The organism is Bacillus sp. GBSW19 (assembly GCF_002998655.1).
Taxonomy (GTDB): Bacteria; Bacillota; Bacilli; order Bacillales; family Bacillaceae; genus Bacillus.
The window spans coordinates 1668820-1680490 of sequence record NZ_PVRF01000001.1 but is presented as its reverse complement, the minus strand read 5'-3'; the positions used below and the strand labels follow the sequence as shown (position 1 = coordinate 1680490).

8 protein-coding genes are annotated in these 11671 nt (G+C 42.2%); 7 read left to right on the top strand and 1 reads right to left on the bottom strand.

Annotated elements, in window-relative coordinates; translation table 11 throughout:
• Positions 1–23 precede the first annotated feature (23 nt).
• The 7 genes from dnaE to C6344_RS08860 all read left to right on the top strand — a co-directional run bounded on the left by dnaE (position 24) and on the right by C6344_RS08860 (position 10456).
• Complete coding sequence (dnaE, locus tag C6344_RS08890; RefSeq protein WP_060596985.1) at positions 24–3359, top strand: DNA polymerase III subunit alpha; 3336 nt, start codon at positions 24–26, stop codon at positions 3357–3359.
• A gap of 141 nt (positions 3360–3500) precedes the next feature.
• Positions 3501–4733 carry an NADP-dependent malic enzyme gene (gene ystJ, locus C6344_RS08885; RefSeq protein ID WP_106072878.1) on the top strand — a complete coding sequence of 411 codons (1233 nt, stop codon included), beginning with the start codon at positions 3501–3503 and terminating at the stop codon, positions 4731–4733.
• A 304-nt stretch (positions 4734–5037) separates the two neighbouring features.
• Positions 5038–5913, top strand: a complete 876-nt coding sequence (gene accD / locus C6344_RS08880; RefSeq protein WP_060596984.1) for an acetyl-CoA carboxylase, carboxyltransferase subunit beta — start codon at positions 5038–5040, stop codon at positions 5911–5913.
• On the top strand, positions 5898–6875 hold the full coding sequence (gene accA, locus C6344_RS08875; RefSeq protein WP_034661852.1) for an acetyl-CoA carboxylase carboxyl transferase subunit alpha: 978 nt from the start codon (positions 5898–5900) through the stop codon (positions 6873–6875). Before accD ends, accA begins: the two co-directional genes overlap by 16 nt.
• Before the next feature lie 341 nt (positions 6876–7216).
• Positions 7217–8176 carry a 6-phosphofructokinase gene (gene pfkA / locus C6344_RS08870; RefSeq protein ID WP_012010865.1) on the top strand — a complete coding sequence of 320 codons (960 nt, stop codon included), beginning with the start codon at positions 7217–7219 and terminating at the stop codon, positions 8174–8176.
• A gap of 27 nt (positions 8177–8203) precedes the next feature.
• Positions 8204–9964 carry a pyruvate kinase gene (gene pyk / locus C6344_RS08865; RefSeq protein WP_106072877.1) on the top strand — a complete coding sequence of 587 codons (1761 nt, stop codon included), beginning with the start codon at positions 8204–8206 and terminating at the stop codon, positions 9962–9964.
• Between the two features lie 102 nt (positions 9965–10066).
• The gene (locus C6344_RS08860; protein ID WP_060596983.1) at positions 10067–10456 is read left to right on the top strand and encodes an FxsA family protein; all 390 of its coding nucleotides are present in this window, start codon (positions 10067–10069) and stop codon (positions 10454–10456) included.
• Between the two features lie 25 nt (positions 10457–10481).
• On the opposite strand, the gene ytvI is transcribed toward C6344_RS08860, so the two are convergent.
• On the bottom strand, positions 10482–11600 hold the full coding sequence (gene ytvI, locus C6344_RS08855) for a sporulation integral membrane protein YtvI (RefSeq protein ID WP_060596982.1): 1119 nt from the start codon (positions 11598–11600) through the stop codon (positions 10482–10484).
• Positions 11601–11671 lie beyond the last annotated feature (71 nt).

Here is an 11671-nt window from a genome sequence, read left to right as displayed (position 1 = left end):
TAGACGAAAGGAGTGGATTAAGCATGTCTTATGTTCATCTTCAGGTCCACAGTGGATACAGCTTATTAAGCAGTGCGGCAAAAGTAAAGGAGCTCGTGCTGAAAGCGAAAGAACTTGGCTGCAAGGCGCTCGCTCTTACCGATGACCATGTGATGTATGGAACGGTTGAATTTTATAAGGAATGTAAAAAACATGGCATCAAGCCGGTCATCGGTTTAACAGCTTCTGTCTTCATAGATGAACAAGAGACAGAGGCTTATCCCTTGGTACTCCTTGCCAAAAACAATGAAGGCTATCAAAACTTGATCAAAATCAGCAGTGTGCTGAAATCAAAATCAAAAGCTGGACTGAAAGAAAAATGGCTGAAAAGCTATCACCGCGGGCTCATTGCCATTACGCCAGGCGCTTCTGGCTACATTGAAACGCTGCTTCAGCATGATCAGATAGAAGAAGCGCATGATGCGGCGAAACAATTGAAAGATATTTTCGGTGAGGGACATGTGTACATCGCACTTCAGCCATTTCAGCAAAACGAATCGCTTGCCGGTAAACTCAGGGACGTCTCAAAAAGTGCGGAGATTCCTCTTGTTGCGACGGGAGATGTCCACTATATCAATCGAGAAGACAAAACCGCCTATACGTGTTTAAAAGCCATTAAAGCAGGGCAGCAGCTGTCAGAGATTGAGGAAGACCGAGGAGAAAAGCATTTCAGAACCCTTGAGGAAATGAAGGAATGGTATGCGCAAGATGAGGAGCTGCTGACAAGAACGGTGGAGATCGCAGACCGCTGTGAAGTCGATTTAAATCTTGGGCAGACAAAACTCCCTTCCTATCCGACTCCTGATCAATCAACAGCAGATCAGTTTTTACGCAAAGTGTGCGCAGAAGGGATGAAGCAAAGAAAGATTGCTTCAAATGATACGTATGTGAAAAGACTTGAGTACGAACTGAGCATTATCCAAAAAATGAATTTCAGTGATTATTTTCTCATCGTGTGGGATTTTATGAAGTATGCCCATGATCAAGGCATTGTCACAGGGCCAGGACGTGGATCGGCAGCAGGGTCACTTGTTGCGTATGTATTGTTTATTACAGATGTTGATCCGCTCCGTCACGGTCTGTTGTTTGAGCGTTTCTTAAATCCTGAGCGAATCAGTATGCCAGATATTGATATTGATTTCCCCGATACGAGAAGAGATGAAATCATTTCTTATGTAAAAGACAAATACGGAGACATGCATGTGGCACAAATTGTCACGTTTGGAACACTTGCAGCAAAGGCAGCCTTAAGAGATGTCGGACGTGTGATGGGGATTGATTCAAAGGCAGCGGACCGTCTTGCAAAGCTGATTCCGTCAAAGCCAGGAACGACGCTGAAAGAAGCGGTGGCTGCATCCCCTGAATTAAAAACGATGCTCCAGCAATCCGAGGAGCTTCGAAAGGTCTTTCAAACCGCTTTAAAGGTTGAAGGCTTGCCAAGACATACCTCCACACATGCAGCCGGCGTTGTGCTAAGCGAGGAGCCGCTGACAGAGGTCGTTCCAATTCAAGACGGCCATGACGGTGTGTATTTAACGCAGTATGCGATGAATTATTTAGAAGATCTCGGACTTTTAAAGATGGATTTCTTAGGACTAAGAAACTTAACCTTAATTGAATCCATTAAAAACCAGATTGAAAGACAGGAAAACGTCCACATTAACTTTAGTGACATTTCATATGAAGATCAGAAAACATTTGAATTGTTATCAGCGGGAGATACAACTGGGATTTTCCAGCTTGAATCACAAGGAATGCGTCAGGTGCTGAGACGCCTGAAGCCCTCTAGTTTAGAAGACATCGTGGCGGTCAATGCCCTCTACCGTCCAGGTCCAATGGAGAATATCCCGCTCTTTATCGACCGAAAGCACGGCAGAGTCAAGGTCTCTTATCCGCATCCTGATTTGTATGACATTTTAAAGGACACATATGGGGTCATCGTCTATCAGGAGCAAATCATGCTGATTGCGGCGAAGATGGCAGGCTTTCAGCTGGGCGAGGCAGATCTATTAAGAAGAGCAGTTTCGAAGAAGGATAAAAAGGTCCTTGATGAAGAGCGAAGCCATTTTGTTGAAGGATGCCTAAAAAAGGAGTATCCTGTTAACATTGCAAATGACGTTTATGACTTAATCGTCAAATTTGCAAACTATGGTTTTAATAGAAGCCATGCTGTTGCATATAGCATGATTGGCTTTCAGCTTGCTTACTTAAAAGCGCATTATCCGTTATATTTTATGTGCGGACTTTTAACGAGTGTGATTGGAAATGAAGACAAAGTCGCTCAATATTTCTATGAGGCAAAGGAAAAAGGGATATCTGTGTTGAAGCCTTCTATTAATAAGAGTGAATTTCCATTTACGGTTGAAAAAGGGGAGATCCGCTACAGCTTAAGAGCGATCAAAAATGTCGGAGTGTCAGCTGTAAAGGATATATACAGGGCAAGACAGGAAAAGCCGTTTGAAGATTTATTTGATTTTTGCGCAAGAGTATCAGCAAAGAGTGTCAACCGAAAAACGATTGAAGCGCTCATTTTTTCAGGGGCGATGGATGAGCTTTATCCAAATCGTGCTTCGTTATTGGCATCAATAGATATTGCATTAGACCACGTGTCATTTTTAAATCCAGATGATCAACTGGACTTTCTGGGGGATACAACCTTCTCCATTAAGCCAAAATATGCGGAGATAGAAGAACTGCCGCTTGTCGATCTCCTGCAATTTGAAAAAGAGGCACTTGGGTTATATTTATCAAATCATCCTGTACAAACGTACCGAGATCGCTTAAGAGAGAATGGTGCAGTGGAAATCATCAGACTTTCTTCCTATATAAAGCGAAAGATCTCAATGGGTGGTCTTTTGACAAAAGTGAAATCGATTCGGACAAAAAATGGACAATCGATGGCATTTGTCACATTTGGGGATGAAACGGGAGAAATGGAAGGCGTCGTCTTTCCAGAGCAATTTAGAAAGCTGTCCCCCTTACTTGAGGAGGGCGCCATGCTTTATGTTGAAGGCAGAATAGATGTCAGAAATGACAGCAGCCAAATCATCGTGCAAGAAGCCGTTCTGCTTGAAGAGATGGGCACACAAAGAAAAGAGTCTGTCTACATTCGGGTGAAAGAAGAAAACCATACGCAGGAACTGCTAGAGCAAGTAAAGCGGGTGATCTCGATGCACAGCGGAGAAGCAGATGTCTATTTGTATTATGAGAAGCAAAAAAAGACAGTGAGACTTCCAGATGCATACAAGGTTCATGCAGATCATGCTGTGATTTTCCAGTTAAAAGAGCTGCTCGGTGAACAAAACGTTGTGATTAAATGATGACAAATCACCTGAATATGTTTTACAAATTCACCTATTGTGTTATCATTTTAAAGATTCTGTGTATTTAAAACTGCCAGTATGTGCTTATCAACTTAGCAATTCATTAAATCATTTTCCACTTGAAGGAGTGTTCTACACATGTCATTAAGAGAAGAAGCATTACATATGCACAAAGAGAATCAAGGCAAACTCGAATCAAAATCAAAAGTACAAGTGAAAAATGCAAAAGACTTGAGCTTGGCTTACTCACCTGGTGTTGCAGAACCATGTAAAGATATTTATGACGACGCAAGCAAAGTGTATGATTATACAATGAAAGGCAATATGGTCGCTGTTGTCACAGACGGAAGCGCTGTTTTAGGGCTTGGTAATATTGGTGCAGAAGCATCTCTTCCAGTAATGGAAGGAAAAGCTGTATTATTCAAAAGCTTCGCGGGCGTTGATGCCTTCCCGATCGCGCTTGCGACAAACGATGTAGACAAAATCGTTGAAACAGTAAAGCTTCTTGAGCCAACGTTTGGCGGTGTCAACCTTGAAGATATTGCAGCTCCAAACTGCTTCATTATCGAAGAGCGCTTGAAAAAAGAGACAAACATTCCAGTGTTCCACGATGATCAGCACGGAACAGCGATTGTCACAGTAGCAGGACTTGTAAATGCCTTGAAACTGTCTGGAAAATCAATGTCCTCCATCAAAGTGGTGGCAAACGGCGCTGGAGCAGCGGGAATTGCGATTATCAAGCTTCTATATCATTTCGGTGTACGTGATATCATCATGTGTGATACAAAAGGCGCAATTTACGAAGGCCGCCCGAACGGTATGAATACAGTGAAAAATGAAGTCGCTAAATTCACGAACCAAGACCGTAAAGAAGGTTCATTAGAAGAAGTCATTGAAGGCGCAGACGTCTTCATCGGGGTTTCAGTAGCAGGCGCTTTAACAAAAGAAATGGTTGGAAAAATGGCAAAAGATCCTGTCATCTTCGCTATGGCGAATCCAAATCCAGAGATCATGCCAGAAGATGCACATGCAGCAGGTGCAAGTGTTGTAGGAACTGGCCGTTCTGACTTCCCGAACCAAGTGAACAATGTACTGGCATTCCCAGGAATTTTCCGCGGAGCATTAGATGTACGTGCAACTCACATTAACGAAGAAATGAAAATTGCGGCCGTTGAAGCGATTGCTTCTCTTGTTTCAGATGAGAAATTGTCAGCTGAATACGTCATCCCTGAACCATTTGATGCACGTGTAGCACCAGCGGTAGCAAAAGCGGTAGCAAAAGCAGCAATGGAAACTGGCGTTGCAAGAATCAAAGTCGATCCAGAAGCAGTCGCTGAAAAAACAAGAAAATTAACGATTATCGGCGAATAATCAATTGGAAAAGTGTGCACGTTCTTTCTGAAATTGGAGGAAAGACGTGCACCATTTCCTCTCTTACGCGAAAATTTTTTCATCCGGAATGATATTTTTTTGTAGACGTTCACAATTCACATATATCAACTGCTCAGCGCCCCAAACACATACTCATTTCTCATCAATTCCCCATTGAAAAAATTGAATGAAGGATGACAGCGTTTGACAAAAAAAGTACAATAGTTTCGGTACAGTTATGACATGTCCTATAATAGTGGATGTGCGTGTAAAGAAAAAACCCTTCAAAAAGGGAGGTAGTCATTTGTCAATCAAAAATATTTTCAGTAAAAAGAAAAAATATGCATCTGTACCCTCTGAACAGGCAAGCCAAGATGTGCCTGAAGGCATCATGACCAAATGTCCGCAATGTAAAAAAATAATGCTCACCAAAGAATTAGATAAAAATTTACGTGTTTGCATGAATTGCGGCAGACATTTGCAAATGAATGCAAAGCAGCGTATTGATAGCCTTGTAGACGAAGGCACATTTGAAGAATTTAACGGGCACCTGATCTCAGAAAACCCGCTCGGATTCCCAGGCTACGAAGAAAAGCTTGAGAAAGACAGAGAAAAAACGTCTTTGAATGAAGCCATTGTCACAGGTCAAGGTGAAATTGAAGGCCAGCGTGCTGTGATCGCTGTCATGGATGCCACGTTCCGTATGGGCAGCATGGGCTCGGTTGTTGGTGAAAAGATCACACTTGCGATCGAGAAAGCAAAAGCGGACAAGGTGCCATTTATCATCTTTACTGCATCAGGCGGAGCGAGAATGCAAGAGGGGATCCTCAGTCTCATGCAGATGGCAAAAACAAGCTCAGCATTAAAACTGTTCAGCGAGGATCAAGGTTTGATTATCTCTGTGATGACGAACCCAACAACTGGCGGTGTATCAGCTAGTTTCGCCTCTCTTGGTGATTACAACTTTGCAGAACCTGGTGCTTTAATTGGGTTTGCAGGCCGTAGAATCATTGAACAAACAATCCGTGAAGACCTGCCAGAGGACTTCCAAACGGCTGAATTTTTGTTGAAGCATGGACAGCTGGATGCTGTCATTCATCGTGCAGAGATGAAAGAAACACTAGGCCGAATCTTAGCATTACACAGCACAGGAGGTGAACGAGAGTGGCTGGAGAACTAGAATTTGAAAAACCTGTCATTGAACTTCGAGCGAAAATTGATGAACTGAAAAAGTTCACACAAAACTCAGAAATGGATTTAAGTGCAGAAATTGAGCGCCTTGAAACACGTCTGAGCAAGCTTGAAGCAGACATTTATACAAATTTAAAGCCGTGGGACAGAGTGCAAATTGCTCGTCATGCGATGCGTCCAACAACTCTCGATTACATTCAAGAGCTGTTTGACAACTTTTTCGAATGTCATGGTGACCGTTTCTATGGTGATGATGAAGCCATTGTTGGAGGAATCGCCACGTTTAAAGGGCTTCCTGTCACAGTCATTGGCCATCAGCGCGGAAAAGACACAAAAGAAAACTTGCGCCGTAATTTCGGAATGCCTCATCCAGAAGGCTACCGTAAAGCGCTGCGCTTGATGAAACAAGCAGATAAATTTAATCGCCCGATCATTTGCTTTATTGATACAAAAGGAGCTTATCCTGGGAAAGCAGCTGAAGAACGCGGACAAAGTGAAGCAATTGCGAAAAACCTATTCGAAATGGCAGGACTTCGTGTACCGGTTGTCTGTATTGTCATCGGAGAAGGCGGAAGTGGCGGCGCACTAGGCTTAGGCGTAGGAAACCACCTATACATGCTAGAGAATTCAACGTATTCAGTGATTTCACCTGAAGGTGCAGCAGCACTGCTCTGGAAGGACTCATCACTTGCGAAAAAAGCTGCAGAGACAATGAAAATTACCGCTCCAGACCTAAAAGAATTAGATATTATAGATGATGTTATTAAAGAAGTGCAAGGTGGAGCACATCGAGACGTGAAACAACAAGCAGCCTACATTAAAAAAACATTAAAACAGTCACTTACATCTTTGCTCAAACTAACACCTGAAGAACTAGTCGAACAAAGATATCAAAAATACAAAGCAATCGGGAAAGTATCGGTTGAAAATCAATATATTGGGGTAAACTAAATAAACGTACAGCCTTTTTGGCTGGCGTTTATTTTTTTCATCCTTTTTCATGAAAACCGTCCTCATGTAAGCGCTATTTGAAAATAATTTTCTTTTGTTTTCATAAAATTTGAAACGTCTGAAAACCTTGATATGATAAGCTTTAGAAGGATCGATCTTCCTCGTTTTTGAAAGAATTGCTTTCATGACTTTCTTAACTTTTGTTTAAAAACGGTTTATTTAATTGTATAATAAGTACGGTTTTAGAAATACGTATTGAAAACATCCGGTTTTGCTCATGATTGTTTTCAAGCAGTGGAAATGGTATGTTTAATTCATATATGGTCTCTGAGGTGAAAAAGATGAAGCGTATAGGAGTTTTAACGAGCGGTGGGGATTCCCCAGGAATGAATGCAGCTGTGCGCGCAGTTGTAAGGAAAGCGATTTACCATAATGTTGAAGTTTACGGTATTTATAATGGATATTCAGGTCTAATTAACGGTAAAATTGAGAAACTTGAAATAGGTTCAGTTGGCGATATCATTCATCGTGGAGGAACAAAACTTTACACGGCAAGATGCCCTGAATTCAAGACAGTTGAAGGTCGTGAAAAAGGCATTGAGAACTTAAAAAAATTCGGTATTGAAGGACTTGTTGTGATCGGCGGAGACGGTTCATTCATGGGAGCGAAGAAATTAACTGAGCTTGGTTTTCCATGTGTAGGTGTCCCGGGTACAATCGACAACGATATCCCAGGTACTGATTTCACTATTGGCTTTGATACAGCACTGAATACAGTCATTGACGCCATTGATAAAATTCGTGATACAGCCACATCTCATGAACGTACATACGTAGTGGAAGTAATGGGAAGACATGCTGGTGATATTGCTCTTTGGTCAGGTCTAGCAGGCGGAGCCGAATCTATTTTGATTCCTGAAGCAGACTATGACATGGATGAAATTATTGCGAGGTTAAGAAGAGGGCACGAGCGCGGCAAGAAGCACAGTATCATTATCGTCGCAGAAGGCGTAGGCAGCGGTGTTGAATTTGGTAAGCGGATTGAAGAGGAGACAAGCCTTGAAACCCGTGTATCTGTCTTAGGACATATTCAGCGCGGAGGTTCTCCAAGCGCATTTGACCGAGTACTGGCAAGCCGTTTAGGAGCATACGCAGTAGAACTTCTTCTTGAAGGAAAAGGCGGACGCTGTGTGGGCATTCAAAGCAACGAACTCGTTCACCACGATATTTTAGATATCTTAGATAAAAAACATACAGTCGATCAAAATATGTACCGACTTTCACAAGAGCTCTCTATATAAAACGAGAAGACCTTAGGAGGAACAGTAATGAGAAAGACAAAAATCGTTTGTACAATCGGTCCAGCAAGTGAAACCATTGAAAAGCTGACTGAATTGATTGAAGCAGGAATGAATGTAGCCAGACTAAACTTCTCTCATGGAGATTTTGAAGAGCATGGTGCACGCATTGAAAACATTCGTAAAGCAGGTAAAACATTAGGCAAGGACATTGCGATCCTTCTTGATACAAAAGGTCCAGAGATCCGTACACGTACAGTTGAAAACGGCTCAATTGAGCTAGTCGCTGGTGCAGATCTTATCGTGAGTATGGAAGATATTGTTGGAAATACGGAAAAAATTAGTGTGACGTATGAAGATTTAATTCATGATGTAGAAGTGGGCTCAACGATTCTATTAGATGATGGTCTTATTGGTTTAGAAGTGAAAGAAATTAACATGGACCGCGAAGAAATCGTCACAAAGGTCATGAATACAGGCACGCTCAAAAACAAAAAAGGTGTAAACGTACCAGGTGTAAGTGTGAACCTGCCAGGTATTACAGAAAAGGATGCCAATGATATTCTGTTCGGAATTGAACAAGGCGTCGATTTCATCGCTGCTTCTTTTGTTAGACGAGCTTCTGATGTCCTTGAAATTCGTGAGCTTCTTGAAAAGAATAATGCAGCTGACATTCAAATCATTCCTAAGATTGAAAACCAAGAGGGTGTTGATAACATCGATGAAATCCTTGAGGTATCAGATGGTTTGATGGTTGCGCGTGGAGATCTTGGTGTAGAGATCCCGGCAGAAGAAGTACCGCTTGTTCAAAAAATGCTGATCAAAAAATGCAATCGTTTAGGCAAACCTGTCATCACAGCTACCCAAATGCTTGATAGCATGCAGCGTAATCCTCGTCCAACTCGTGCGGAAGCAAGTGACGTGGCAAATGCCATTTTTGATGGCACAGATGCGATTATGCTTTCTGGTGAAACAGCAGCAGGAACATATCCAGTGGAAGCTGTACAAACGATGCATAACATTGCATCACGTTCAGAAGATGCACTCAACTATAAAGCAATTCTTTCTCGCAGAAGCGAAGAAGTAGAAGTCAGCATTACAGATGCCATCGGTCAATCTGTTGCACATACAGCGATGAAGCTTGACGTGGCAGCGATTGTGACACCTACGGAAAGCGGTCATACAGCGAGAATGATTTCAAAATATAGACCAAAAGCACCAATCGTAGCGGTCACAGCAAACGAATCAGTAGCAAGAAAGCTGTCTCTCGTATTCGGTGTATTTGCAAAGAGCGGATCAAAAACGACGTCTACTGATGAAATGCTTGAGAATGCAGTCGAGAAGTCGATCGAAACGGGCTATGTGAGACATGGCGATTTAATCGTCATTACAGCTGGTGTGCCAGTTGGTGAAACAGGTACAACGAACTTAATGAAAGTATATGTTGTTGGTGACATCATTGCGAAAGGTCAAGGAATTGGCCGTAAATCTGCATTTGGACCGGTTGTCATTGCACAAAGCGGAAAAGAAGCAGACGAAAAAATGTACGATGGTGCGATTCTTGTCGCAAACTGTACAGACCGTGATATGATGGGTGCTTTAGAGAAAGCATCTGCCTTGATCACTGAAGAAGGCGGCTTAACAAGCCATGCAGCAGTCGTTGGACTCAGCCTTGGTATTCCAGTGATTGTGGGTCTTGACAGCGCAACAACACTGCTAAAAGAAGGCGAAGAGATCACAGTAGATCCGGCACGCGGAGCGATCTACAAAGGCCGTGCAAGCGTCCTTTAAATCATACACACGAGGGGAGTTATCTGACTCCTCTCTTTTTTTATGTTACACTAAAAAAAGTAAAACAGCTTTCGATGAAAGATACCCCATGAGGTGATATGGTTGAAAAAATATTTGCTACTATTATTGATTCTGTTCCCTGCAGTGGAAATCAGTTTATTTTTAATATCAAGTAAAATCATTGGCATTTTGCCCACGATGCTGATGATCGTGCTCACGAGTGCACTAGGTGCTTATTTTGCAAGAAAGCAAGGAATCGAAGCTTTTCAAAAAGTGCAGAGAGATTTACAGTATGGTAAAATGCCAGGCATAGCGATTGTCGATGGTTTTTGCATTCTGATTGGCGGTCTGCTGCTGCTCATTCCCGGCTTCTTATCGGATATCATTGGTGCGCTGCTACTCATTCCGATGACGAGAAAGCAAATCAAGCCGCTCTTTGAACGCTGGCTTAGAAACATGTCTAATCGCAATCGCTATACGATTATTCGCTAAAGAGACCTTGAGCTCAAGGTCTCTTTTACTTTTGCATGCCGTACCGAATGTATTGATAGATATCTCTAAAAACACCTGCATTACGAAATGCCTGCCACACGACAAGGGAAGCAGGACCAATGACAAGTCCAAGAAAACCAAAGCATTTTAACCCGACAAATAATGCCACAAGCGTTGCTAAAGGATTAAGCCCAATGGACTTGCTTAAGACTTTTGGCTCTGAAATTTGTCTTTGAATGAGCACGACAATATACAAAATGCCGAGCCCGATAGCGAGTGAAAGATTTCCTGTCATAACGGAGTAAATGATCCAAGGCAGAAAAACAGTACCGCTCCCGATATAAGGAAGTAAATCGACAAACCCAATACATAAAGCAATGACAAAGGCATGCTCGACTTTTAAGATGATCAGACCAATGACGACGAGGCCGATGGTCATAGCAACAAGCAGAAGCTGCGCCTTCATAAAACCGGTAATGGCTTTTTTGATTTCAGATAAAATGGCGCGTGTATGCTGCATCCATTTTGCGGGAAAGATACGAGAGCCATATTTTTTTAACGTAAACCAATCTTTCGTGATAAAAAAAGTCGCCAGTGCAGAAAACAAAAGGGTTGCGGCTGCATCAGGCAAAAGACCTAAAAAAGCCGGGATAAGCTCGAGCGTTTTTGAAAGAAAAGTCCCTATTTTTGCGGCAGCTTCATCGCCTAGCGCTTGGATTTGTCCTAAAATCGATTCCTTTTGACCTGCTTGAAGCGTATTAAATTGGGCGGTAACATCATGGTACAAAGGCAGAATCTTATCTGTAAAAAACCGTTCGACAATACCAATCATTTGATCAAGGTGTCCAGGCAGAACCTTTGCTAAATAAGCACTTCCTGAAATGATTTCTGCTACTAAGAGTGTGATGAAACCGGCTGCTGCCACTAAAAAGAGCAGTAGTACAATGACTACTACAATTCCTCTCGGCATTCCGGTGATCTCTTCTATTTTGCATACGGCAGGATGAATTAGGCAGGATACAATAAGTGCAATCCAAAAAGGATATAAAAACGGAAAAGACTGATATAAAAAGACAACCGCAATTACAGCAATGCTGATCATCATCAAACTTCGCAGAAAAATGGCCATATAGGCGTGATTCACACAATCCCCTCCAAAAAACAAGCATGTCCGATACTTCATTTTATTCAAAAAGATTAGTAATATGAAAAGGT